This window comes from Candidatus Eisenbacteria bacterium, assembly GCA_005893305.1.
Classification (GTDB): Bacteria; Eisenbacteria; RBG-16-71-46; order SZUA-252; family SZUA-252; genus WS-9.
In genome coordinates, this window is the sequence record VBOZ01000028.1 from 36504 (window position 1) to 61367 (window position 24864).

General features: G+C 69.0%; 27 protein-coding genes. 3 read left to right on the forward strand and 24 right to left on the reverse strand.

Annotation, left to right across the window (positions count from 1 at the left end; genetic code table 11):
- Window positions 1-43: 43 nt before the first annotated feature.
- The 23 genes from E6K79_08550 to E6K79_08660 form a co-directional block, all read right to left on the reverse strand.
- Window positions 44-1150, reverse strand: a complete 1107-nt coding sequence (locus E6K79_08550) for a glycosyltransferase family 4 protein (protein TMQ64027.1) — start codon at window positions 1148-1150, stop codon at window positions 44-46.
- A complete protein-coding gene (locus E6K79_08555; GenBank protein TMQ64028.1) occupies window positions 1147-2259 on the reverse strand; it encodes a glycosyltransferase family 4 protein in 1113 nt (370 codons plus the stop codon). Before E6K79_08555 ends, E6K79_08550 begins: the two co-directional genes overlap by 4 nt.
- A complete protein-coding gene (locus E6K79_08560; protein ID TMQ64029.1) occupies window positions 2256-3203 on the reverse strand; it encodes a glycosyltransferase family 2 protein in 948 nt (315 codons plus the stop codon). The genes E6K79_08555 and E6K79_08560 overlap by 4 nt, the downstream gene beginning before the upstream one ends.
- Window positions 3005-4078: a glycosyltransferase family 9 protein gene (locus E6K79_08565; GenBank protein ID TMQ64030.1), complete on the reverse strand. Its 1074-nt coding sequence runs from the start codon at window positions 4076-4078 to the stop codon at window positions 3005-3007. The genes E6K79_08560 and E6K79_08565 overlap by 199 nt, the downstream gene beginning before the upstream one ends.
- Window positions 4065-5186, reverse strand: a complete 1122-nt coding sequence (locus E6K79_08570) for a glycosyltransferase family 9 protein (protein ID TMQ64031.1) — start codon at window positions 5184-5186, stop codon at window positions 4065-4067. The genes E6K79_08565 and E6K79_08570 overlap by 14 nt, the downstream gene beginning before the upstream one ends.
- Window positions 5167-5667 carry a D-glycero-beta-D-manno-heptose 1-phosphate adenylyltransferase gene (locus E6K79_08575; protein TMQ64050.1) on the reverse strand — a complete coding sequence of 167 codons (501 nt, stop codon included), beginning with the start codon at window positions 5665-5667 and terminating at the stop codon, window positions 5167-5169. The genes E6K79_08570 and E6K79_08575 overlap by 20 nt, the downstream gene beginning before the upstream one ends.
- Before the next feature lie 14 nt (window positions 5668-5681).
- Window positions 5682-6713, reverse strand: coding sequence for a hypothetical protein (locus E6K79_08580; protein TMQ64032.1), 1032 nt, complete (start codon window positions 6711-6713; stop codon window positions 5682-5684).
- A complete protein-coding gene (locus E6K79_08585) occupies window positions 6710-7864 on the reverse strand; it encodes a 1-deoxy-D-xylulose-5-phosphate reductoisomerase (GenBank protein ID TMQ64033.1) in 1155 nt (384 codons plus the stop codon). The genes E6K79_08580 and E6K79_08585 overlap by 4 nt, the downstream gene beginning before the upstream one ends.
- Window positions 7861-8781, reverse strand: a complete 921-nt coding sequence (locus E6K79_08590) for a phosphatidate cytidylyltransferase (GenBank protein TMQ64034.1) — start codon at window positions 8779-8781, stop codon at window positions 7861-7863. The genes E6K79_08585 and E6K79_08590 overlap by 4 nt, the downstream gene beginning before the upstream one ends.
- Entirely contained in the window at window positions 8738-9484 is a 747-nt protein-coding gene (locus E6K79_08595) for an isoprenyl transferase (GenBank protein ID TMQ64035.1), read from the reverse strand. Before E6K79_08595 ends, E6K79_08590 begins: the two co-directional genes overlap by 44 nt.
- Before the next feature lie 42 nt (window positions 9485-9526).
- Entirely contained in the window at window positions 9527-10084 is a 558-nt protein-coding gene (locus E6K79_08600) for a ribosome recycling factor (GenBank protein ID TMQ64036.1), read from the reverse strand.
- 1 nt (window position 10085) lies between these two features.
- Entirely contained in the window at window positions 10086-10805 is a 720-nt protein-coding gene (locus E6K79_08605; GenBank protein TMQ64037.1) for a UMP kinase, read from the reverse strand.
- A 5-nt stretch (window positions 10806-10810) separates the two neighbouring features.
- Entirely contained in the window at window positions 10811-11407 is a 597-nt protein-coding gene (gene tsf / locus E6K79_08610) for a translation elongation factor Ts (protein TMQ64038.1), read from the reverse strand.
- Between the two features lie 46 nt (window positions 11408-11453).
- Window positions 11454-12221 (reverse strand): 30S ribosomal protein S2, encoded by a 768-nt coding sequence (gene rpsB, locus E6K79_08615; GenBank protein ID TMQ64039.1) that lies wholly within the window; start codon window positions 12219-12221, stop codon window positions 11454-11456.
- 126 nt (window positions 12222-12347) lie between these two features.
- Window positions 12348-12737, reverse strand: coding sequence for a 30S ribosomal protein S9 (gene rpsI, locus E6K79_08620; protein ID TMQ64051.1), 390 nt, complete (start codon window positions 12735-12737; stop codon window positions 12348-12350).
- Between the two features lie 2 nt (window positions 12738-12739).
- On the reverse strand, window positions 12740-13198 hold the full coding sequence (gene rplM, locus E6K79_08625) for a 50S ribosomal protein L13 (protein TMQ64040.1): 459 nt from the start codon (window positions 13196-13198) through the stop codon (window positions 12740-12742).
- Window positions 13199-13266: 68 nt separating this feature from the next.
- Window positions 13267-14307 (reverse strand): S-methyl-5-thioribose-1-phosphate isomerase, encoded by a 1041-nt coding sequence (mtnA, locus tag E6K79_08630; protein TMQ64041.1) that lies wholly within the window; start codon window positions 14305-14307, stop codon window positions 13267-13269.
- Entirely contained in the window at window positions 14304-14918 is a 615-nt protein-coding gene (gene maf, locus E6K79_08635; protein ID TMQ64052.1) for a septum formation protein Maf, read from the reverse strand. Before maf ends, mtnA begins: the two co-directional genes overlap by 4 nt.
- 22 nt (window positions 14919-14940) lie before the next feature.
- Window positions 14941-15387, reverse strand: coding sequence for a D-tyrosyl-tRNA(Tyr) deacylase (locus E6K79_08640; protein TMQ64042.1), 447 nt, complete (start codon window positions 15385-15387; stop codon window positions 14941-14943).
- Window positions 15384-17588: a bifunctional (p)ppGpp synthetase/guanosine-3',5'-bis(diphosphate) 3'-pyrophosphohydrolase gene (locus E6K79_08645; GenBank protein ID TMQ64043.1), complete on the reverse strand. Its 2205-nt coding sequence runs from the start codon at window positions 17586-17588 to the stop codon at window positions 15384-15386. The genes E6K79_08640 and E6K79_08645 overlap by 4 nt, the downstream gene beginning before the upstream one ends.
- Window positions 17589-17590: 2 nt before the next feature.
- On the reverse strand, window positions 17591-19663 hold the full coding sequence (recJ, locus tag E6K79_08650) for a single-stranded-DNA-specific exonuclease RecJ (protein TMQ64044.1): 2073 nt from the start codon (window positions 19661-19663) through the stop codon (window positions 17591-17593).
- A complete protein-coding gene (locus E6K79_08655) occupies window positions 19408-19899 on the reverse strand; it encodes an adenosine monophosphate-protein transferase (GenBank protein TMQ64053.1) in 492 nt (163 codons plus the stop codon). Before E6K79_08655 ends, recJ begins: the two co-directional genes overlap by 256 nt.
- A gap of 19 nt (window positions 19900-19918) precedes the next feature.
- On the reverse strand, window positions 19919-21193 hold the full coding sequence (locus tag E6K79_08660; protein ID TMQ64054.1) for an SDR family oxidoreductase: 1275 nt from the start codon (window positions 21191-21193) through the stop codon (window positions 19919-19921).
- Between E6K79_08660 and glpX the strand changes: the two genes are divergently transcribed.
- The 3 genes from glpX to E6K79_08675 all read left to right on the forward strand — a co-directional run bounded on the left by glpX (window position 21092) and on the right by E6K79_08675 (window position 23804).
- On the forward strand, window positions 21092-22087 hold the full coding sequence (gene glpX, locus E6K79_08665; protein ID TMQ64045.1) for a class II fructose-bisphosphatase: 996 nt from the start codon (window positions 21092-21094) through the stop codon (window positions 22085-22087). The genes E6K79_08660 and glpX overlap by 102 nt on opposite strands.
- Complete coding sequence (gene bshB1 / locus E6K79_08670) at window positions 22056-22829, forward strand: bacillithiol biosynthesis deacetylase BshB1 (GenBank protein ID TMQ64046.1); 774 nt, start codon at window positions 22056-22058, stop codon at window positions 22827-22829. Before glpX ends, bshB1 begins: the two co-directional genes overlap by 32 nt.
- 504 nt (window positions 22830-23333) lie before the next feature.
- Window positions 23334-23804, forward strand: a complete 471-nt coding sequence (locus tag E6K79_08675) for a hypothetical protein (protein TMQ64047.1) — start codon at window positions 23334-23336, stop codon at window positions 23802-23804.
- A 233-nt stretch (window positions 23805-24037) separates the two neighbouring features.
- On the opposite strand, the gene E6K79_08680 is transcribed toward E6K79_08675, so the two are convergent.
- On the reverse strand, window positions 24038-24864 hold an 827-nt coding region (locus tag E6K79_08680; GenBank protein ID TMQ64055.1), incomplete at its 5' end, for a transketolase family protein.

Sequence of the window (24864 nt, forward strand, 5' to 3'; positions counted from 1 at the left end):
TTGGGTCAATCGAGCCGCCGGGGCGGCAGGCTGCCGGGAGGTGCTACCCCGGAAGCGCCCTCAGGTAGGCTTCCCGCGTCCGCTCCGCCGTCGCGTCCGCCGAGAACGCGCGGGCGCGCTCGCGGCCGCTCGCTCCCATCGCGGCCCGCCGCGCGGGATCGCCGGCCAGCTCGAGGATCGCCGCCGCGAGCGCCTCCGGATCGCGCGGAGGCACGAGGATCCCGGTCCCCTGGTGCTCCACCACTTCCGGAATGCCGCCGACCCGCGTCGCCACCACCGCGAGCCCGCCCGCCATCGCGTCGAGGATCGACGTGCCGAGCCCCTCGAGGTAGGACGACATGACGAAGAGATCGGCCGCGCGGAGAAGATCCGTAGCGTCGTCTCGAAATCCCAGGAACCGGACCGAGTCGCCGAGCTTGAGGGCGCGATGCTCCGCTTCCAATTCCGCGCGCAAGGGTCCCTCCCCAGCGATCCAAAACCGGAGATCGGAGCGCCGCGCCCGCGCCGACGCCGCGGCGCGGAGGAGGTCGGTCTGGGACTTGTGCGGCGCCAGGGCGGCGACGTTCAGAATCAAGAGCTCCCCATCGGCCAGCCCCAGCCGCCGACGTACCGCCGGCCGGTCGAAGGGCGCCTGGAACGGCGCGAGATCGATCCCGCTCGGCACGACCTGGATCCGGGTGGCCGGGACGCCGCTTCCTACGAGCGCGTCCCGCACCCCTCCCGAGATCGCGAGGATCGTGTCGATCGGGAGCGCGTAGAGGAGCCGGCTTCCCGGGCTTCGACGGACCGGGAAGTCGACCCGGCGCGACAGGATGCGCGCCGGCCCTGGGGCGAAGAGCGCGGCGAGCGCGCCGAGCGCGTGCGCCCTCGCGGCGTGCCAGTGGACGACGTGAGGACGGAGCGCGCGGTGAAGCCGGGCGATCGCGAGGGCCGACCCGAGATCCCAAGTGCCACGCATCGGAACGTGGTGAACCGCGAATTGCTCTCCGGCCGCCCGCTCCGCGAGCGCGCTTCGCCTTGGAGCCGCGAGGTGGGGGTCGTCCCCCATCGCGCGCTGGCGGAGCATCAGCTCGATCACCTGGCGCTCTCCCCCGCGCCACGGAATCTCCGAGTCGACGTGCAGCACGCGGAGAGAGTCCCCCGGCTTCATCGCCCCACCTTGGGCGCGGTCGTCTCGCGAACCCGGCCAACCGCTTCCACGAGGAGCGCGCCGATCCGCTCGGGGGACGCTTGCTCCTTGACCGACGCGCGGCCCGCGCCCCCGATTCGGGCCCCGCGGGCGGGGTCGCCGGCGAGGTCTTCGACGGCCTTCGCGAGCGCGCCGGCGTCCCCCGCCGGAACGAGGACAAGGTGCTCCCCGTCGCGGAAGAACTCCGCGATCGCCCGGGAGCGCCGCGTGATCGTCGGGGCGCCGAGCGCCATCGACTGGTAGACCTTGTGCGGCACGACCCGCCCCGCCTTGGCCGTGGTGCCGAAAATGCCGAGGGCGACGTCGGCATGGAAGAGCGCCTCGAGAGCGTCCGCGTACGGCACCCGCGGGAGCCGCTTCACCGAGCGAAGCCCCCACGTCGCCATTTCGCGCTCGGCGTGCGGCGCGGTCATGCCGTCTCCGATCAGCGTGAAGCGGGCGAATCGCGGTCCGTGGCGGGCTTCGAGAATCGCCGCCGCCTCGACCGCGACCTCGACGCCGTGGAGCGGCAGGAAGCCGCCGATATAGGTGACCCGGAGCGGACCCCCGATCCGAGGCGGTCGCGTACCCCCGCCGGTTCGAAACGCGAGCCGATCGGCCCCGACCGGCACCCGGCAGAGCTTGGACCTTGGGATCCCGTATTCCGCCGAGAAGAAATCGCCGTGCTCCCACGTATCGCAGAGGACGAGATCGGCGAGCGAGAGGGCGAGGCGATCGCTCAACCGGAGCCTCAGGGCCGAGAGGCTCCGGGCGGCGACGCGGCCCAGATCCCCCACCTGCGTGTCCCAGCGGGAGACGAGCGGATCGAAGAGGACCGGCGATCCCGAAACGCGGCCCAGGGCCGCGGCGAGCGGAACGTCGCGGTGTCCGAACGCGGGGACAAGGAGCGCGTCGAGGGAGGACGCGGCGGCCGCCCAGCGGGCCATGAGCCCTGCCTCGCGGACGAACGCCGGGGTGCCCGGTGCGACGGCGACCCGCGTGACGGTCGCCCCGGCCTCCTCGAGCCCCTCTTGAAGCACCACGTTTCTCGGGTAGCTGGGATCGAAGGCGCCGAAGAACGCGACCTTCACCGGTCCTCCTGCGGCCGGACCTCGTCCTCCCAGCGCCGGGCGTACTTGGTGAACACGGAAAATGCCGCCAGCATGCAGAGGACGATTCCGTGCCGCCCCTCGCGGAACCCTCCCTCGAGCACGTACATGCGGAAGAACCGCATCCAGGGACGAACCAGGAGCCGCGCCGCGGAAGCGCGGATTCCGCGCTGCTTGAGATCCGCCGCCGACCACTTCGTGTACCGGGAGAACTTCTCGAAGTAGCGGTCGAGGTCGGCGTACGTTTCGTGCGTGAGTCTCTCCTCGAGCTTCCCGACGCGCCCTTCGATTCGGACCTCCGCATGGACGTGGAGCGGCTCGTACGCCCCCTTCGTCCGATCGAAGAGCCGCAGCACCTTGTCGCGCTGCCATCCCGCCGACCCGATCGGCCTCCCCAGGAACCGGTTCGCGCGCCGGATCCAGTAACCGTCCGCGCGGGCGGGATCGGCGAGGACCCGCTCGATCTCCTTCCGGAGCGCGGGCGTGACCCGCTCGTCGGCGTCGACAATCAGCACCCAGCGGTGCGTGAGCTGCGGGATCGCCCAGTTCTTCTGCGCGGCCGAATTCACGTACTCGTGCTCGAGCACCCGATCGGCGATCGATCGCGCGATCGGCACGGTCCGGTCGGTGCTTCCCGAATCGACGACCACGACCTCCTCGGCCCACCGCACCGATTCCAGGCAGGCGCGGACGTTCGGCTCCTCGTTCCGGGTCGGAACAAGAACGCTCAGCGGCTCGCGCACGGCGCCTCCCGCGCTGCTCCCCGCAGCAGCGTGCGCGCGGCGGAGATCACCCGCTCCGCCGGAAGATCCCGCATACACCGCATGTGGCGCTCCCCGGGCAGCGGGCAAGTATTCGCGTTGCAGTGAAGGCAATCGAGTCCGTCGACCTCGATCACGGTGTGCGGCCCGTCGGGGGGCTGCCACGTCGCCGGGTTCGTGGGGCCGAAGATCGTGACGGTGGGCACGCCCAGCGCGACCGCGACGTGCTTCGGGCCCGAATCGTTCCCGATCCAAAGGGCGCACCTCGCCAAGAGTGCTCCCAGCTCCTGCCATCCGGTTGGAGGCGCGAGCAGCGACGGCGCCCGCATTCGGGCCCGGCAGGCTTCCGCGTCCGCCCGCTCTCCCGGCCCCCACATCCAGACCACGGTTCCCTCCGGGGCCAACGCGTCCATGACCGCCGCGAATCGATCGGGGAGCCATGTCTTCGCGGGCCAGGAGCCGGCGGGAAGGCATGCGATCAGGGGCTTCTCGCGATCGACCCCGGACGCCGACATCCACCGATCGACGGCCTCCACCGCGGCGTCGCAGACGTGGAACGTGAGCCCCACGCCGCGCGGGGCGATGCCGAGCGCCCGCACGAAGTCGAGCGCGGCTTCGGAGGCGTACCGGAGAATGGGACGACCGTCCGGGCCGATCGGCTCGCGGGGGAGCGCCAAGGTATAGGCCCACCTCCGGCCGGCGAGGTCGTAGCCGAGGCGGATCCTCGCCCGGGTGAGCGCCGACATCGCGGCGCTCCAGGGGTTCGAGATGAGGTCGAGGACCGCGTCGTACCCGCCCAGGGCGAGCCGCGCGTAGAGGGCAGCCTGCGATGCAAGCGAGCGCGGGTCGAAGTCGAGCACGCGATCGACGTCCGGGTTCCCTTCCAAGATTTCGCTTAGGCCGCGCGCTGTCAGGACCTCGATCCGGGTCGCGGGAAGCGCCGACCGAAGGGCGCGCAGGGCAGGCGTCGCGAGGATAAGATCGCCGCCCGCGCGATGCCGGATCACGAGGATGCGCCGCGCCCCGTCAAGCGCTGGCAACGGCTCCCTCCGCGACGTTCAGGGCCCGGGCCGTCGCGCGGAGGGCCTCGCCGACGCCGATCCAGTCGAGGCAGTCCATCCGGTCGCATTCATGGCGATGGCAGGGGCGGCACCAGATCTCCTTGCAGAGGAGCTGGTGCCGGCCCGCGGGATCGTCGTAGGGGAACCAGATCTTCGGCACGGTCGGCCCCAGGATCCCCACGGTCGGGACCCCGAGCGCCGGCCCCGCGTGGAGCGGGCTGCCGTCGTTGGTGACGAGCGCGTCGAGGGACGCGACGACCGCGAAGTAGTCCCGGAGTGGGAGATCAGCAATCACGGGAGCATCCGCGCGCACGTGCTCTCGCCCCTCCGGGCGCGCGTCCGGGCGCGCGCCGGCGGCGACCCTGCGGGCCAAGGCCGTCTCGCCGGGACCGGCCAGCACGACCCCCCTCGCCCCGATCGTCGAAAGCGCTCGAAGCAGCGCCTGGAACCTCTCCTCGGGCCATCGCTTGGCCGGCCAGCGATTTCCGACATGCAGTCCAACCCGGGAGCCCCCACCGGGAAGCGCCGAGTCGAGAATCGCGGCGCCGCGCGCCCGCTCGTCGGCCGACAGGTGAATTCTGGGTTGCCCGCGCCTGATTGGGGACGGGACGCCCAGCGCGCGGAGCGCGAGGAGATGATGGTCCACGGCCGAGATCGCCTCGACCACGGGCGGAATCGAGTGGGTGTAGAGGCGCCGCCTCGCCCTCCGGCCCTGGCCGACGCGAACGGGCGCGCCGGTCCAGCAGGCGATGAGGGCGCTTCGTGGATTGCCGTAAAGGTCGATCACCCAGTCGTACCGCGCCCGGCGAAGGCCGAGCAGAAGGTCCGGCGGCGCGGGAAATCCCGGCCAGCTTCGGGGATCGAATCGAAAGACCCGACGGAGTGCGGGGTGCCCGATGGCCGCCTGCGCGGGCGCCTCCTCGGCCAGGTAGTCGATCTCGGCGTGCGGGTAGATCTCGTGGATCGCTTCGACGAGCGGAAGCGAGAGGATGACGTCGCCGATCTGCCGGAGCCGCGTGACCAGCACGCGCCGCGGCGGGTCCGGCGGAGCGTTCTTGGGCGCGCCGTCAGCGGGGGCGCGACCCATGCGCTTCCCGTGGTCCCTGGGGTGCCGCGGATTGGATCGCGCGGATGATCTCGCTCGAGGCGTGCCGCTTGGGGTCGCCCACGATCACGGTGCGGATCTTGAGCTCCCGGGCGACCGCGCGCTCGGGCACCGTGTCCTCGGTGTAATCGGTCCCCTTCGCGTGGACCGCGGGCCGGAGCTGTCGCAAGAGCGGCTCCACGGTGTCCTCCTCGAACCACGTCACCCAGTCGACGCATCCGAGCGCCGCGACCATCTCAAGCCGCTCCTCCAAGGGAATCACCGGCCGCCCCGGTCCTTTGAGCCGGCGCGCCGACGCGTCCGAGTTGACCGCGACCACGAGCGAGCGCCCCGCCGCGCGGGCGCCCTCCAGATAGCGGACATGCCCCACGTGGAGAACGTCGAAGAGTCCATTGGCCAGCACGAGGCCTTCCCGGAGCCCAGGATTCGCCACCAGCCGGGCTTCGAGGGTTCCCGCGTCCACGACCTTCGATTCGCTCACGACTGCTCCTTAGGAACGGGATGGCGGCGAATGGCCGACTCCAGCTCCTCCCGATCGACCGTGGCGGTGCCGCGCTTCATCACCACCACCGACGCGGCGTAGGTCGCGAGGAGCGCCGCCTCGAGATGGGTGGCACCCGCCGCGAGCGCGAGGGCTGCCGCCGCCGAGACCGCGTCGCCCGCGCCGGTCACGTCGGCGACGTCGGAAGTGCCGACGATGGGGATGCGGACGGATCTCCGCCCCCTCTCGAAGAGGAGCATGCCGTCGCTGCCGCGCGTGATCCAGACGCTCCGCGCGGAGGCCCGGCGCATCAGCTCCTCGCCGGCTCTCCTGAGCGCGGGGACCTCGAGCGACGGAAGATGGAACGCCTCCTGGATCTCGTGCTCGTTCGGCGTGAGCAAGGTCGCGCCGCGGTACGAGCGGAGCGCGTAGCGCGAGTCCACCACGACCGGGATCTTGGCCCCGCGCGCGGCGCGAAGCGCCTTGTCGCGGGTCGCCGCGCCAAGAACACCGTAGCCGTAGTCGGAGAAGAGCGCGGCGCGCGCGCCCCGGATCGCCCGCGTCGCCGCGCGCGCGAGCGCGCGCTCCCCGGCCTCGGGGAGCGTGTCGCGGTGCCCGCGGTCGAGGCGCACGATCTGCTGCCGCGAGGTGTGGCTCGAGCCGGCGAGCACCCGGGTCTTCACGACCGTGCCGGCGCCACCGTCCCGGAGCAGCCAGCGGCGATCGAGCCCGCGCGTCCGAAGGGCGCGCGCCAGCGCGACGCCGGCCGGGTCCCTCCCCACGCGTCCCACCAGCCGCGGGCGGCCGCCCAGCGATCTCACGTTCATGGCGGCGTTCGCCGCGCCGCCAGGCACCGCGCGCTCCTCCTCGAATTCTAGAATCAGGACCGGCGCTTCACGCGAGATCCGCGAGGATCGGCCCACCCAGTAGCGGTCGAGGACCACGTCCCCCACCACCGCGACCGTCTGCCCTTCCATCAATCTCGCGAGCGCGAGAAGCCGGTCGCGGTCCACGGCCGCAGGCTTCATCGACGGCTCCGCGACGCCGCGAGGTCGGTGAGGCGCGACCGGGCCATGCGATCGGCGGACCGGACCGCTTCGAGGTCGGTCACCGCCGCGGGCCGATGCTCGTCCAAGACCTCGTCGACGAGGCGGGTCAGATCCTCGAACCCGATCGCGCCCGCGAGGAAGAGGCGCACCGCTTCCTCGTCGGCGGCGTTGAGCGCGGCGGGCGCCGTCCCGCCGAGGGCGAGCGCCTTTCGCGCGAGGCCGAGGCCAGGCGAGCGGGCCGGATCGGGAGCCTCGAACTCGAGGCCCTGGAGCGCCGTGACGTCGAGGCGCGGAAGCGAGGAGCTCCAGCGCTCCGGATAGCTCATCGCGTAGAGGAGCGGCAAACGCATGTCGGGACGCGAGAGCTGGGCGACCATGGAGCCGTCGACGAACTCGACCATGGCGTGGACGATCGATTGGGGATGGACGAGGACCTCGATCCGCTCCGGCGGAATCCCGAAGAGCCAGCGCGCCTCCACGATCTCGAATCCCTTGTTCATGAGCGTCGCGCAGTCGACCGTGATCCGCTCGCCCATCGACCAGGTCGGGTGGCGCAGCACTTCCTGGGGAGTCGCCCCTCGAAGCGTGGTCACGTCGCGCCTCAAGAAGGGCCCTCCCGACGCGGTCAGGATCAGCCGGCGCACGTCGTCGGCCGCGGCCCCACCCAGACATTGATGGAGCCCGCCGTGCTCGGAGTCGACGGGGAGGATCGTGCCACCGTGCTCCTTCGCGATCGCGACGAGAAGCTCGCCTGCGAGCACCACCGATTCCTTGTTCGCGAGCGCGACGCGCTTACCGGCCTGAAGCGCCGCCACGGTCGGCCCGAGCCCCGCGCTCCCGACGAGCGCGTTCACGATCACGTCCGCATCCGCATCCGACGCGAGGCGCGCGAGGCCCTCTTCCCCCTCGAGCACCTCGCCCCGGAAGCTGCGTCGCGCGCGCGCGGCCGCCTCGGGATCGGCCAGCGCGATCCGCGTCACGCCGAATTCCTCCGCGGCCGGAACCAATGCCGCGTCGTTCGAGCGGGCGGCCATCGAGACGAACCGAATACGGCCGCGGAACTCCCGCGCCAGCTCCAGAGCCGAAGCGCCGATCGAGCCGGTCGCGCCGAGAAGCGCCGCGCGGATCATCCGCCGAGCACCCGGAAGATCAGGTAGTAGTAGACGATCGGGGCCGTGAAGAGAACGCTGTCGAAGCGGTCGAGGACGCCGCCATGGCCGGGGATCAGCCGCGAGGAGTCCTTCGTCTCCACGTCGCGCTTCAGAAGCGACTCCACCAGATCGCCGAGCTGGCCGAACACGCCCACCAGGACCCCGAGCGCCACCGCGTCGAGCGGAGTGAGATAGCGCGCGAACCACGCGCGCGCCGCGAATCCCGCACCGATCGCGACGAGGAGGCCGGCTGCCGCGCCCTCTACCGATTTCGCGGGGCTGATCGAGGGCATCAGCTTGATCCGGCCGAACGCCCGGCCGAACGCGTACGCCGCGGCGTCGCAGATCCAGGTGAGAAAGAACGGAAGCAGCGCGAACGACATCCCCTCGATATAGGGCCGCCCGAACGCCGCAGGCAGCTCGCGAAGGGCGACCAGATGCGTGCCGAGCCATCCGATGTAGAGGACCCCGAGGAACGTGGCCGCGCTGTTCGCGATGGCTTCCTTCCCCGCGCCCCGCCGAAGCTCCGCCAGCAGGACCGCGCCGATCAGCACCGTGAGGAACGCGTCCCCGTGCCACTCCTCGAACCGGTGCGTCCGCGCGCGGAAGTAGGCCGCCACGGGCAGGAGGAGCCCGGCGAACATCCCCGATTTCCAGTGGGGGGAGAGCCCCTTTGCATCGAGGAGGAGGTAGAACTCCCGAAGCCCGAGGCCCACCACGAAGAGGGTGAAGACGAGATAGACGATCCCGCCCACGCGCGCCATGAGGACAAGGAGCGGGAGGAAGATCACCGCGGTCAGGATGCGCGCCGGGAGCGACGCGTCGCGTGCGTCGCTCACAGCGATGTTGCCCTCAATCGGCGCGACCGAAACGCCGGCTCCGGTGCTGGAAGTCATGGACCGCCTGGTAGAGGTGCTTCCGGCGAAAGTCGGGCCACAGGGTGTCGGTGACCCAGAACTCCGAGTACGCGGCCTGCCAGAGGAGAAAATTCGAGATGCGGAGCTCCCCGCTGGTGCGGATCAGGAGGTCCGGGTCGGGCAGTCCGTTCGTGTCGAGGCGGTGCCGGAAGAACTCCTCGTCGATCTTGCCGAGCGGGATTCGGCGCTCCCGGTCCGCCGTCACGATCCGGCGCGCCGCGTCCACGATCTCGGCCCGCCCACCGTACGAGAGGGCCAGCACGAGGGTCAGCCCGGTCGATTCCGAGAGGAAGCGCTGGGTGTCGCAGAGGATGTCGCGGCTGTGCTTCGGAAGGAGGTCGACGCGGCCGATGGTCCGGAGCTGGACGTCGTTCTTCTTCAGCTCCTCGCGCTCCTGGAGCAGCACCTGCTCGAGAATCCGCATGAGCCCGCTCACCTCGCGCGGCGTGCGCTCCCAGTTCTCGAGCGAGAAGGTGTAGAGCGTGAGGACCTTGACCTTGAGCTCGACGCACCCCTCGACCACCTCCCGGACCGAGCGGCGGCCCGCCTGATGTCCCATGAGGCGCGGGAGGCCGCGCCGCTTCGCCCATCGACCATTCCCATCCATGATGATCGCGATGTGCGCGGGAACTTCACGCCGGAGGATCTGCTCGAGCGTCGGCGTCTTGGCGGAAAGGCTCATCGAAGGGCCGGGCGAATCGCGGTGCGCCGCGATTCCAGGGTCTCAGACCTCCATGACTTCGGCCTGCTTCTTGTGAAACAGATCGTCCAGCAGGGCAATGTAGCGGTCGGTCAGCTTCTGGATCTCAGCGAGCGTCTTCTTGCTGTCATCTTCGGAGATCTTGTGCTCCCGTTCCAGCTTTTTCAACTCGTCGTTCGACTCGCGGCGGATCGTCCGGACGCGCACGCGGCCGTCCTCCACGATCTTCCCGAGCACCTTGACGAGGTCCTTCCGCCGCTCTTCGGTCAGGGGCGGCAGGGACAAGCGCACAACGGTGCCGTCATCCACCGGGTTCAGACCAAGGTCGGACTTCTGGATCGACTTGACGATCTCCGGCAGGACCGTCCGCTCCCACGGCTGGATTACGAGGAGCCGGGCTTCCGGCGCGCTCACGCTCGCGACCTGCTGGAGCGGGACGGGGTTCCCGTAGTACTCCACCTTGATCCCGTCGAGGAGGGACGTCGTCGCCTTGCTCGTGCGAATGGTGGCGACCTCATGGCGGATCGTATCGACCGCCTTCTTCATCCGCTCTTCGGCTTCCTTGACGCGCTTCGGGTCCATCCTAGACCTCCACGGCCACCCTCGTGCCCACCGTCTCCCCTCGGAGGACGCGGGCCAGGTTTCCGGGCACCGTTACGTTGAAGACGATGATGGGCAGCCGGTTTTCCATTCCCATCGTGAACGCCGTCTGATCCATGACGTTGAGCCGCCGCTCGATCGCTTCCCGGTAGCGCAGAACCTCGAAGCGGGTCGCGGCCGGATTCCGCCTGGGGTCGTCGGTGAAGACCCCATCCACCTTCGTCGCCTTCAAGAGCACGCTGGCCCCGATCTCCACCGCTCGCAGCACCGCCGCGGTGTCGGTCGTGAAGTAGGGGTGGCCCGTCCCCGCGGCCAGGATGACGACCCGGCCCTTCTCCAGATGCCGCACCGCGCGCCGGCGGATGTAGGGCTCGGCCAGCGAGCGCATCTCGATCGCGCTCAGCACGCGCGTGGTCAGACCGCGGTGCTCCAAAGCATCCTGGAGCGCGAGCGCGTTGATGACCGTGCCGAGCATCCCCATGCTGTCGGCGGTCGTGCGATCGAGCTCGTCCCCGGCCGCGGCGGTTCCGCGGATGATGTTTCCGCCGCCGATGACGACCCCGATCTCAACGCCCCCGACGCTGCCTTCGCGAAATTCGTCGGAGATCCGGCCCAACGCGACGGCATCGATCCCGTTGCCCGCGGTCCCTGCCAATACCTCGCCGCTCAGTTTGACGAGTACGCGCCGGCGCCCCGAGACCACGGCGGTCAGGCGTCCCCGATCCGGAATTTCGCGAAGCGGCGCAGGACGATGTTCTCGCCCAGCTTCGCGATCGCCTCGTCGATCAGGTCCTTCACCTTCCGGTCGGGGTCACGGATGTACGGCTGCTCGAGGAGGCAGATCTCCTCCAGAAACTTCTCGATCTTCCCGTCCACGATCTTCTGCAAGATGGCGTCGGGCTTGCCGGACGACCGCGCCTGCTCCATCAGAATCGCGCGCTCCCGCTCGAGCAGCGCCGGATCCACGCCCGAGCGATCCACCGCCTGGGCGTTTGTCGCGGCGACCTGCATGGCCAGATGGCGCACGAGAGTCCGGAAATCGTCGGTCCGCGCCACGAAGTCGGTCTCGCAGTCGACCTCGATCAGAACCCCGACCTGATCCCCGGGGTGGATGTAGGCGTGGACGATTCCCTCGCGGGCCGCGCGTCCCGATTTCGACGAAGCTCGCGCCATCCCGCTCTTTCGAAGAACGTCGATCGCGGACTCGATGTCGCCCTTGGCCTCCGCCAGGGCCTTCTTGCACTCCATCATCCCCGCGCCGGTCCGGTCGCGCAGCTCCTTGACGAGCGAGGCGGTGATCGTCATTCGTTACTCCTTCCTTCTGTTTTGATTCTTTTTCGGGTGGGTTCGGTCAGGCGCTCGCGACCGCGTTCGCTTCCGGCGGCGCGGCGGCTCCCGCCGCGGCCGCTTCGGCCGCCAGGTCCGCACCCTCCTGTGCTTCCTGCCGCGAGGTGAGGAGCGTATCGCTGACGAAACGAGCGAAAACGCGGATCGCGCGAATGGCGTCGTCGTTCCCCGGCAGCGGGAAGTCGATGACGTCGGGATCGCAGTTCGTATCGACGACCCCGATGACCGGAATCGCGAGGCGGTTCGCCTCGGCCACGGCGATTCGCTCCTTCTTGGTGTCGATCACGAAGACGGCGGCCGGGAGCGCCGCCATCTCCTTGATGCCCGTGAAGATCTTCTCGAGACGCGTCCGCTCCTTGCCGATCTGGGCCTGCTCCTTCTTCGAGAGCTTCTCCAGCGTCCCGTCGGCGTCCATCTTCTCGATTTCCTTGAAGCGGCGGATGTTCGACTTGATGGTCTTGAAGTTGGTGAGCATCCCGCCGAGCCACCGCTCGTTCACGTACGGCATGCCGCAGCGAGTCGATTCCTCCATGATGGAATCCTTCGCCTGCCTCTTCGTTCCAACGAAGAGGACGGTGCCGTTCCGCTTCGCGATGCCCTCGAGGAGAATGCGCGCGTCGTGGAGCGCTTTGAGCGTCTTCTGCAGATCGATGATGTAGATCCCGTTCCGCTCGATGAAGATGAACTTCTTCATCTTGGGGTTCCAGCGGCGGGTCTGGTGCCCGAAGTGGACTCCCGCTTCGAGCAGCTCCTTCATGCCGATGTCAGCCAATCGTAGATCCTCCGGTCTTGTGCCTCCGCCCCATCGTTCCGCGCGGCCCCCTCTCGGGAGACCTGCCGCGCCGGCCCGGGGCGTGTGAAGTAGCGGCCCCGGCTTTCGGGACCGCCTGACGACCTGTTACCGCTTCGAGAACTGGAAGCGCTTGCGGGCTCCCGCCTGTCCGTACTTCTTCCGCTCCTTCATCCGAGCGTCGCGGGTCAGGAAGCCCTCCTTGCCGAGGAGGCCGCGCAGGGTGGGATCCATGATCTGGAGCGCGCGCGCCACGCCGAGCGAGATCGCGCCGGCTTGGCCGGCGTGACCGCCGCCGTGGACCTTCGCGTGTAGATCGAATTTCTCGATCGTGTTGGTCACGGCGAGTGGGCCGATGGCATGCCGGCTCAGCGTGATCCGCGAAAAGTACCGGTCCAGGTCGACCCCGTTGACCGTTCGCTTGCCGGAGCCCGGCTCGAGGCGCACCCGCGCCACCGATGTCTTTCTCCGTCCGGTGCCAAGAAACAGTGTGGCCAGTGTCACTCACCTCCCGTCATGAGCTTGCCGTTCGACCACGGAAACGGGCGCGGCGTCTGCGCCACGTGCGGGTGGTCGGTTCCGGCGTAGATCTTGAGTTTCTTCATCATCGCCCTGCCGAGCCGGTTTCGAGGGAGCATCCCCTTCACCGCGAGGCGGACGATCTCCTCCGGCTGATCCGCCTGCAGATCGCGGAACCGGGTGAGCGAATGCCCGCCCGGATAGAGCGAGTGACGGAAGTAGATCTTGTTGTCGCGCTTCCGTCCGGTCACACGCACCTTCTGCGCGTTGATCACGATGACGTGATCCCCGACATCCAGGTGCGGTGAGTAGGTCGGCTTGCGCTTCCCTTTCAGGACGCTCGCGATCTCGCTCGCCAACCGTCCCAAAATTTGCCCCTCGGCATCCGCGACGAACCAATCTTGGCGGATCTCCGAGGCGCGCACCGAATACGTGCCCATCCGACGACCTCCGTTAGCTGGGTTAGAAGGACCAAACGCAAGAGGTTACCAAGCCCGCGCCGGGCGTGTCAATCGGCTCCGAGCGCATAGGGCGGGCCCCGGAAGAGGCCCCGGTCCGTGACGATGGCGCTGATATGCCGTGCAGGCGTCACGTCGAACGCGGGATTTCGGGCCTGAACCCCCTCCGGCGCGGCGGGAACTCCCCGGATCCGAACGACTTCGGACGGATCGCGCTCCTCGATCACGATCCCCGACCCGTCCGCCGTCCCGGGATCGATCGTGGACGAAGGCGCGACCACCACGAAGGGAACGCCGGCCTCCCGGGCCGCGAGCGCCAGCCCGAGGGTCCCGATCTTGTTCGCCGTATCGCCGTTTCGGGCGATGCGGTCGGCCCCGACCAGGACACCCTGGATCCCCTCCCGGAGGATCGTATGCGCGGCGGCGGAATCGACGATCAGCCGCACCCGAACCTCCGCGCGCTGAAGCTCGAACGTCGTGAGGCGCGCGCCTTGGAGGAGCGGCCGCGTCTCCGTCGCCCACACTTCGATGCCGCCGGGGCGACGTCGATTTAGCTCGAGCAGAACCGCGAGGGCGGTGCCCCCGCCTCCGGTCGCGAGGCCGCCGGTATTGCAGTGCGTCAGGAACCGGGTCTCCGATGGGAAGAGCGTGGCCCCGTGCGTCGCCATGGCGCGCGACGCCGCCCGGTCCTCTTCCCAGATCGCGAGCGCCTCCGCGCGGACCGCTTCGGTCCAGCGGTTGGGATCGCCCTTCTCACCGCCGCTCTGGAGCACCTTCCGCGCGACTCCCAGGACTCGATCGACCGCCCAGGCGAGGTTGACCGCGGTCGGGCGCGACGCGACGAGAACGCCGCCGGCCTTCGCGAGTCGCGCCATCCGCTCCGCCACGGAACCGCCGCGGGATCCCTCGACCGCCAGCGCGAGCGCGGCTGCGATTCCGATCGCCGGCGCGCCGCGCACCTGGAGCCGCGCGATCGCGGCCGCCATCGCGTCGGCGTCGCGCACGTCGATCCACTTCTCCTCCCCGGGCAAGAGCGTCTGATCGAGGACGAGAACGCGGTCGGGCTCGAAGCGGAGAGGATCCAGCGTCACGCTCCCGGGATCGGGGCCGCCCGAAGGAGGCCGAGGAGGTGTTTCAGGTAGCTCAAGGGGAGCCCGACGACGTTGGAATAGGAGCCCTCGATCGCCTCGACGTAGAGGGCGCCGAAGCCCTGCACCGCGTACCCTCCAGCCTTGTCCAGCGGCTCCCCCGTCGCGACGTAACGCCGGATGTCCTCCGGCTCGAGCTGCGCGAACTTGACGATGCTTCGTTGGGCTCCGCCGACCGAGCGCCCTTCGGCGGGGTCGAGCACGAAGATCCCGGTCCACACTTCGTGGATCCGTCCCGAGAGGAGCGTGAGCATCCGCACGGCGTCCTCCGACCCTCCCGGTTTCCCCAGAATCACGCGGTCGATCGTCACGATCGTGTCCGCGCCGACATAGACCGAGCCGGCTGCCGTGCCGGCGCGCTCTTCCTCGGTCCACGCCGCGCGCGCCTTTGCCTCCGAGAGCCGGAGCACGTGCGCCTCCGCGCGCTCGTCCGGCTCCGCGCGCTCGTCCACGTCGACCGGGTGGGCCGCGAAGTGGGCGCCCACGAGGGTGAGCAGCTCCGTCCGCCGCGGCGAGCGGGACGCGAGCACGATCCTCGGTCCGAGCGGATTGATCAAGTTCGCGCGCACGAGCCGCTCACCCTCCCGGGCTCTCGAGGAGGAATGTCGCTGGGCCCCGGTTCACGAGATCCACCTCCATCGACGCGCCGAACTTCCCGCGCTGGGTCGGGACGCCGTGCGAGGCGAGCGCCTCGCAGAAGCGCTCGAAGGCAGGTTCCGCCTCCTCCGGCCGGGCCGCGGGCTCGAACCCGGGCCTCCGCCCGCGCGACGCGTCGGCGTAGAGGGTGAACTGCGGCACCACCAGCGCTTCTCCCGCGATTTCCCGAACCGACCGATTCATCTTCCCCTCGGCGTCTTCGAAAATTCTGAGCTCGGCGCACCGCTCCGCCAGCCGCTCGGAGGCGCCCGCGACCTCTCCCGCCTTCACGCCGAGAAGGATCAGGAGCCCCGCTCCGATGCGCGCCACCTCCGCGCCGTCGACCCGGACCGAGGCCTTGGTCACTCGCTGAAGGAGCGCCCTCACGAGGCGAGGCCGGCCGCCCCGCCGCGCGGCTTCCCGAATACCTGCTCCCGCTCCACCCCCTCCACTCCGTCCACCTGCTCCACCGCCTTCATGACCAGTCGAAGGTGCGCCAGGTCACGGACCTCGACGACGAACGCCCCGCGGGCGTTCCGGTCGCTCGCCTTGATCCCCGCGGTGCGGATGTTGGTGTTCGTGGTCGCGATCGCCTTCGCGATGTCGGCGAGGAGACTCTTCCGGTCGACACCGTAGATCGAGAGCTTGACCGAGAACGATCCGTCCGCGGCCTCGCCCCAATCGACCATCACCCTCCGCTCCGGCGCCACGCGCCCGTCGAAGGTGTTCGGGCAGTCGGTGCGGTGCACGGTGACGCCCCGCCCCCGGGTCACGATGCCGACAACCGGATCGCCGGGGACCGGCTGGCAGCACTTGGCGTAGCTGACCATCAGGTTGTCGACGCCCTGAATCCGGACGCCGCGTCCCGGGCGCCCCGTGATCGCGCGGAACGTCTCGAGGGAAGCCTCCTTGATCCGCTGCACGGGTCCGATTCCGCCGGGGAACCAGCGCGTGAGGACATGCGCCACCGAGACGGTGCCCGATCCGACCGCCGCGTGGAGCCCGGGGAGGTCTTCGTAGCCCATCGCCCGCGCGAGATCCTCGATGGAGACCGAGGGAGGCGGAGCCAGGCGGCGGCGGCGTAGCTCCCGCTCGATCATCTCCCGACCCAGGGCGACGCTGTCCGCCTGCTCCGAGATCTTGAGCCAATGGCGGATCTTGGTCCGCGCGGCCGTGCTCCGGACCACCTTGAGCCAGTCGCGGTTCGGTTTCCCCGCCGGCGAGGTGATGATCTGCACCGAGTCGCCGCTCCGAAGCTCGTAGCGAAGCGGAACGATCCGGCCGTTCACCTTGGCGCCGACGCAGTGGTGGCCGACCTCGGTGTGGATCTGGAACGCGAAGTCGATCGGCGTCGACCCTCGCGGCAGCCGTCTCAGATCGCCCCGCGGCGTGAAGACGAAGACCTCGTCCTGATAGAGCGAGGTCTTGAGGAACTCCATGAACTCGTCGGGGTCGCCCGCGTTCGACTGCCAATCGAGGTTGCGCAGCATCGGCGCGAGCTTCCCGAGCACCTCGGAGTCGCTCCGATGGCCGCCTTCCTTGTACCTGTAGTGCGCCGCGACGCCCAGCTCGGCGACCAGATGCATCTCCTGCGTGCGAATCTGGAACTCGACCATCAAGCCGCCCGGCGCGACGACGGTCGTGTGGAGCGATTGGTACATGTTGGTCTTGGGCGTCGCGATGTAGTCCTTGAACCGCCCGTGCACCGGGGTGAAGAGGTCGTGGACCACGCCGAGGACCCGGTAGCAGTCGGCGTTGTCCTGCGTCAGAACCCGCACGCCGAGAAGATCGAAGATCTCCTCGAAGAGGCGGCCCTGCGCCTTCATCTTCCGGTATATGGAATCGAGGTGCTTGGGCCGGCCGACCACGTCGGCCTTGATCCCGAGTGAGAGGAGCCTCTCCCGGACCGGCTGCATGACCGCGGCGACCAGGCCCTCCCGCTCCTCCCGCTTCAGGGCCACCTTCTGGCGGATCTCCTGGTATGCCTGGGGATCCAGGTACTTGAGCGAGAGGTCCTCCAGCTCCCACTTGATGCGCGCGATCCCGAGCCGGTGCGCGAGCGGCGCGTAGATCTCGCGGGTCTCCCTCGCGATCCGGTCCGCGCGCGGAGCTTCGAGCGCCTGGAGCGTGCGCATGTTGTGGAGGCGATCCGCGAGCTTGATCAGGATGACGCGCAGGTCCCGCGCCATCGAGAAGAGCATCTTGCGGAAGTTCTCGGCCTGCTCCCTCTCGGGGCGGTCGAAGTGGAGGCCGCTGATCTTGGAGACGCCGTCCACGAGAGCCGCGACCTCCCGACCGAACGCGCGCTCGACGTCTTTGAGGCTGACCTCCGTGTCCTCGACCACGTCGTGGAGCATCGCCGCCTGAACGAGCGTCTCGTCTGCGCCGGGCCCGAGGAGATCGGCCAGGATCGTGGCGACGGCCAGGCAATGGGTCACATACGGCTCGCCCGAGAGGCGGACCTGGGTCCCGTGGGCTTTGACGGCGAAGTCGTACGCCGCGCGGACCGTGTCCGAGTTGATGGCGCGGCCGGTCCGCTTGAGCGCGTCGAGGAGCGGTCCCAGGGGATCAGCGGGGACCGAAGTCATGGCTACCGGATCTGAATGTCGCGCAGCTTCAGCTGGAGCCGCGCCCGGTTTTGCCAGACGTTGATCGTCGGGACGAACGCGATCGACACCCGGCCCATGTCCGACTGGATCGGACCGGCGAAGTGCCCCATCCCGAACCCGATGCAGTCGATCTCGCGGCCGTTCTGCCTGAGGCTCAGCTTCAGGTGGTTCCGGCTCACCACCATGGGCGGCGACGCGAGGCGGACGTTGTCGGCCACGAAGAGCGGCTCGGCATTCCCGATTCCGAACGGGGAGAGACGGTCGAGGAACTCGACGAGCTCCTCGTTGCAGTCGTCGAGCGAGAGCGGGCCGTCGATCGAGAGCTTCGGGATGAAGTCATCCGCCTGAAGCCGGGCCGCCACCACGCCGCAGAGCTTCTCCCGAAGCTTCTCCATGTGCTCCGCCCGGACCGTGAGACCGGCCGCGTAGCTGTGGCCGCCGAATCCGATCAGGTACTCCCGGCACTCTTGGAGCGCCTGGCAGACATCGAACCCGGGGATGCTTCGGGCCGAGCCCTTCCCCTCGTCCTCGTCCGCGGCGACGAGAATGGTCGGACGGTGGAATCGCTCCACGAGCCGCGACGCGACGATCCCCAGCACGCCGGGGTGCCAGCGATCGGACCAGAGGACGATCGCCGGCGGGAGATTCGGCCCCAGCCGTCGGAGCTGCTCCAGCGCGTCCTCGAGCGTCTGCTCGTCGATCTTTTTCCGGTTCGTGTTGTCCTCTTCCAGACTCTCCGCGATGATCGTGGCCTCCTGCGGCTCGGTCGAGAGGAGGAGCCGCACGCCGCTCTCCGCGTTCCCAAGCCGGCCGGCCGCGTTGATGCGCGGCGCGAGGATATAGGCGACGTGACCGCTCTCGACCCGACGCGCCTTGAGCCCCGCCACTTCCTTGAGCGCCACGATGCCCGGCTTTGTCGAGGTGCAGATCTGGTCCAATCCGATCTTCGCGAAGATCCGGTTCTCTCCCCGAAGCGGAACGACGTCCGCGATCGTGCCGAGCGCGACCAGGTCCAGGTGCTCCTTGACGAACGACTCGGGCAAAGCGCCGGGCCTCGACGCGACCAGGCCCTGGACCAGCTTGAGCACGACGCCGACGCCCGAGAGCTCCTTGAACGCGTACGGGCAATCCTTCCGCTTCGGGTTCAGGACCGCCGCGGCCGCGGGGATCTCGCCGAGCGGCTCGTGGTGATCGGTGACGATGACCTCGATGCCGTGCTGGCGGGCCAGCTCCACCTCCGCGGTCGCGGTGATGCCGCAGTCGGCGGTGATCACGAGCTTTGTTCGCCGCTTCCGCGCCACGTCGACCCCGCGCACCGAGAAGCCGTAGCCGTCCCGGATCCGGTCGGGAATGAAGTAGGTGACCTTGGCCCCGAGGCGTGTCAAAGCGGACGTTAGGAGCGAGGTCGCGGTGATCCCATCGACGTCGTAGTCGCCGTAGACGAGCATCGCCTCCCGCTCATCCACCGCCTTCCAGATCCGATTCACGGCCAAGTCCATATCTCGCATCGTAAATGAATCCAATAACTTGCCTAGAGATGGTTGAAGAAACTCTTGAACCTCGAGCGTGGTGCCGAATCCTCGGTTCGCGAGGAGGGAAGCAAAGGTGTGGGAGAAGCCAAGCTCCGCGGCGAGCTTTACGGCGAGCTCAGGCGCAGCAGGGCTACGGAGCACCCACGTCTTGGGCGTGGAGGCAGGCACGGACAATCCCTTCGTTGGAGGCGCGTGGAACGGCGGAATTCCCTTGAGGCTAACACCTTGAAAAATCAGGGTCAAGGCGTGGTGCAGGGACCGGATTGTTACGAGAGCTTGTAGCCGATCTTCCGGACGAAATCGCGGCGCGCCCTCGCCTGAGCGTCGTCCTCCACGCCGAGGGGCCGCGATCCGTCCATCACTCCCAGGACGGCTCCCTGGTCCCCGTCGCGCGCGACCACGGCCTGCACCGGATTCGCGGTGGCGCAGTGGATCGACACGACCTCGACACAGGCGCGAACGTCGCGGAGGAGATTGATCGGGAACGCCGCCTTGAGAAAGATCAGGAAGGTGTGCCCACACGCGATCTTCCCAAGCTCGTTCTCCGCCGCGACCGTAAGCTCGTCGTCGTTCCCCTCGCTCCGGATCAGCCTCGGGCCCGACGCTTCCGAAAAGGCGACGCCGAAGCGCGCGCCCGGGACCGAGTTGATCACCGTCTCGTAGAGATCCTCGGCGGTCTTGATGAAGTGCGCGTGGCCCAGGATCAGGTTCGCGTCCGCGGGGGTCTCGATCCGCACGAGCTCGAGGGAGGGTGTCACGATCGTCGAAGCCTCCACGTCAGATCAGATATCCGCCCGAAACCGCCAGCGCGGCTCCGGTTATGTAGCTCGACTCCTCCGCCAGAAGAAAGAGCGCGGCGCGCGCGATCTCGTTCGGAGTTCCAAGTCGTCGGGCCGGAATCTTCCGCGCGAGCGCGGCCGCCCGCTTCACCGCGATCCCTGTGCGGATGATTCCCGGCAGGATCACGTTCACCGTGATGCCGTGCGGCGCCTCCTCGTGAGCCACGCTCCTCGCGAGGGAGAGGAGCGCCGTCTTGGCGGCGCGATAGGCGTGGGCGCGCGGGGCCGAGCGGATCGCGTCGGCCCCCGCCACGCCGAAGAGCAGAATCCGGCCGTACCGCCTGCGCCGCATTCCCGGGAGCGCCTCCTGCATCGCGATCAGCGGAACGGTCACGTTCGACTGGATCAGCGCCTCCCACCGCTCCGCGGTGAGCCGGGCCATCGGCCCTTCCCAGTAATCCCCCGCCGCGACGACGAGGAGATCCGGCGCGGCCGCGCCGCGCCCCGCCGCCTGTCGGAGGAGGGCCCGCATCCGGGGCGGGCGCCCTGCGTCCGCGCGTACCGTGCGGAGCGGAAGTCCCCGGGCGCGGGCGATCGCTCCGACCTCTGCGAGGGCGGTCTTGCTCCGCCCGACGGCGAGGACGGAGGCCCCCGCGCGAGAGAGCGCCAGCGCCACCGCGCGGCCGAGGCCGCGTGACCCGCCGATGACCAGGGCGGATCGGCCCGCCACTCCCCCGGCGTCCGGGCCGAAGCTTGAGCGATCGTCCAAGTGTGCTACTATAGGACGCTTCGACGCCAAGTCAATCGGACCCCCCAAGGAATCGCGATGAACGACCAGCGCTGGGAAGAGGTGCTCCGCCGCCTCGACAAGCTTTTCGGCGACCTCGAGTTCGACGAAGTCGAGGACGAGGAAACCCACGCGGTGACCGAAACGGCCGTCTGGTCCGGCCCGCAGGGAAAGATGAAGCTCGCCCGCACGACCCGCCCCCTCGTCGTGGACAAGAAGACCCACTTCTCCAGCCGCGTCGGGGGCGGCACCCACGTCGAGTACATCTACTCGAAGACCGAGACCACGAGCAGGGTTCGACTCTTCCGCTGGAAGGAAGCTCTCGCGGATTGGGAAGAGATCGACGCGGCCGAGCTCGGCGTTCCCACCGCGCGCTAGGCTCCGATGGATCGCCACGTCGGCCTGGATCTCGTCCGCATTACCGAATCGGCCGGCCTCGCGTGCGCCCGCTGGATGGGGCGCGGCGACAAGAACGCCGCGGACCAGGCCGCCGTCACCGCGATGCGGAAGGCGTTCGACAACGTCGACATCCGCGGCACCGTCGTGATCGGCGAAGGCGAGCGCGACGAAGCGCCGATGCTCTACATCGGCGAGCAGGTCGGCTCGGGCTGGGGTCCCGAGGTGGACATCGCGCTCGACCCTCTGGAGTGCACCAATTCGGTCGCCTACGGCAGGCCGAACGCCATGTCCGTGATCGCGCTCGCGGCGCGCGGCCACTTCCTCCATGCCCCCGACACGTACATGGAGAAGATCGCCGTCGGTCCCAAGGCGAAGGACGCGATCGACCTCGCCCGCCCCATCGAGGAGAACCTCGAGGCCGTCGCGGCCGCCAAGGGCTACCACTTGGACGACCTGACCGTGGTCGTGCTCGACCGCCCGCGGCACGAAGAGCTGATCCATCGCATCCGGCGGACCGGAGCGCGCATCCACCTGATTCCCGACGGCGACGTGTCGGCCGCGATCGCGACCGCGCTCGATTCGACCGGGGTGGACGTGCTCGTGGGAATCGGCGGAGCCCCCGAGGGCGTCCTCGCCGCGGCCGCGCTCCGCTGCCTCGGCGGAGCCATCCAGGGCCGCCTCCTCTTTCAGAACGACGAGGAGCGCGCTCGCGCGAAGACCATGGGGGTTTCGGACTTCGATCGGATCTACAGCGAGACCGACCTGGCCCGCGGCGACTCGATCATCTTCGCCGCGACTGGCGTCACCGACGGCGACATGCTCGACGGCGTCCGCTTCTTCGGAGAGGGCGCAGAGACCCATTCGATGGTCATGCGCGTGAAGAGCGGCACCGTCCGCACGATCCAGACGAAGTACCGATACTCCCACGACTCGGAAGCCGTGCTACCCGATCTCTCACGTGCCACGTCCACCCGCGGCTGACAAGCCGCTCGACCTGCTCGCGATCGGGGCCCACCCCGACGACGTCGACATCAGCTGCGGCGGCACGCTCGCCCTGGCAGCCGCGCAAGGCTACGCGGTCGGAATCCTCGATCTCACTCGGGGAGAGATGGGCACCAACGGAACGCCGGAAATGCGCGCGTCCGAGGCCGCAGAGGCAGCGCGCATTCTCGGGGCGGCCGGCCGCTGGAACGCAGGGCTCCCGGACGGCGGGATCCGGTCTCAGGATCCGGAACAGGAGCGCCGCCTCGTCGAGCAACTCCGGCAGCTACGCCCCGCGATCCTTCTGACCCACTTTCCGCAAGATCGCCACCCCGACCACGTGCAGGCCTCGCTGATCTCGGAGCGCGCCTCGTATCTCGCGGGTCTCGCCCGTTACAAGGCGGACGGCGAGCCGTTCCGCCCGGCAGCTCGCTTCCACTACGCCTCGCGCGTCGGGTTCAACCCCACGCTCGTCATCGACGTCACGGAGATGTGGGAGAAGAAACGGTTGGCGATGCTCGCGCACAAGAGCCAGGTCACGCAGGAGGTCCCCGGAGTGGCCCCCACCCAGCTCAATCAGCCCGACTTTCTCGAGCGGATCGAATCGCGCATGCGGCACTACGGAGGAATGATCGGGGTCCGCTACGGCGAGCCCTTCTTCTCCGACGCCCCGATGGGCGCCCGCTCCCTCGCCCCGATCTTCGGCGCCCCCCGCCCCGTTCCCGGGGCGTTTACGGGCTGACGGGCACCGACCACACGGTCTCGGGGCGTCAGCGAGATCCAACCTACGGGCGCTTTGCTTGCTCGCGGGGGAGCGGGGCGAGATGCCCGGGCGCGAGTTGAGCCGCGAGACCTTCGAGGCAGCCTCGCATAGTTTGGCCACCGGGCCTATCGCCCCACTCCCTTTTTCCGCTCGCTGCGCAGGCGCCCTGCGGTTGGATCCCGCTGACGTCCTAGGACCGCTGCTTCGAGCTACATTTCACAACGCGCCGTCGATCTCCGACGACAGAGTGCTGTGGCGGCACCGAGTCGGTGGTGTCACAATCGGCGCGTAGCCCCTGCCGGAGGCTGACCCATGCGCACACGACTCGCGATCACTCTCCTCCTTGGACTCGCGACCTCGGGGCAAGCAATGGCTTCCCCGGAGACAGCCGCCGACATCCCTACGAGTCCGCCCCTATCACCCGACCATGTCTTGAAGAGCGATACGCTGGGCTGCGTCCTCACCGTTGAGCCCATCAGTCAAATGTACAGAATTCCAACGATCACGGTCGCGCTCACCAACCAAACCCGCTCCGACATCTATCTTGTCGGCAGCCTCGACGGCTCGGACAGCAAGTGGCGATACCCTCACTGCTACTTCGATGTGATTGGCCCCGACGGCAAACCGGTATCCGGTGCGTGGGTTCTCTGCCCGAGCGTCAACCCACTGGAGGGGAGGGACTTCGTTCGGGTGCCGCCCGGCGGCACGTTCGACCCTTACCATGGGGGAGCAGGGTACCCGTTCTTCGCCGCGCACCAGATCTCACCCTACACATTTCGGGTTCCAGGCAAATACCGGATACGATTCTTCTACTCCACCGCCAGCGAGGTCATGGCCGACTGGGCATGGGATGGGCGAGAGGGACTGACCGAAAAGTTCAGCCTCGTACCCAAGGTGGAGGTGTCGAGCAACGAGGTTGTAGTCGAGGTGGCCCCACCGAGCGAGCTGCGGTAGAGGCGGTCCCGGGACGTCGGCCGGGATCCAACCGCAGGGCGCCTGCGCAGCGAGCGGAAAATGGGAGCGGGGCGATAGGCCCGGTGGCCAAACTATGAGAGGTCGCCTGGAAGGAGTCCCGGCTCAACTCGCGCCCGGGCATCTCGCCCCGCTCCCCCGCGAGCAAGCACAGCGCCCGTAGGTTGGATCGCGGTTGATGTCCCGGGACCGCTACTTCGATGCGCGTTTGCGCGCTAGCGCGCCTTCTTCCGCGCCAGCGCCCGATCCGCCGCCTTCACGATGTCCGGCGCTTTGATTCCGAACGCCGCCATCAGCTCGTCCTGCTTGCCCGACCTGCCGAACCGGTCGTGGACCGCGACCAGCTCCATCGGCACCGGGTGGAGGCGCACGACCGCTTCCGCCACCGCGCCCCCCAACCCTCCGTGGATCTGGTGCTCCTCCGCCGTGACGATGGCCCCGCATTCCCGCGCCGCCCGCTCGATCGCGTCCATGTCGAGCGGCTTGATCGTGTGCATGTTGATGACGCGCGCGCTGACGCCACGCTTCGCGAGCTCTTCGGCCGCGACCAAAGCTTCGTAGACCATCACCCCGCATGCGATCAGCGCGATGTCCTTCCCTTCCCGCATGACGTTCGCCTTGCCCAGCGTGAACGGCGTCTCGGGACCGGTCACGACCGGCACCGGCTCGCGCCCAAAGCGGATGTAGTTGGGGTGGGGATCATCCGCCATCGCCACCGTCGCCTTCCGCGTCTCCCAGTAGTCGCACGGCACGATCATTCGCATGTTGGGAATGGAGCGGACGATCGCGATCTCCTCCATCGCCTGATGGGTCGCGCCGTCGGGGCCGACGCTGATCCCGCCGTGGGCGCCCCCGATCTTCACCGGCAGGTCGGTATAGGCGACGGTCACCCGCATCTGGTCGGCACTCCGGCACGAGGCGAACGCGCCGTACGTCGCGAGGTATGGGATCTTGCCCACCGCCGCGAGGCCTGCCGCGACGCACATCATGTTCTGCTCGGCCACGCCCACCTGAAGGAAGCGGTCCGGAAACTTCTGGGCGA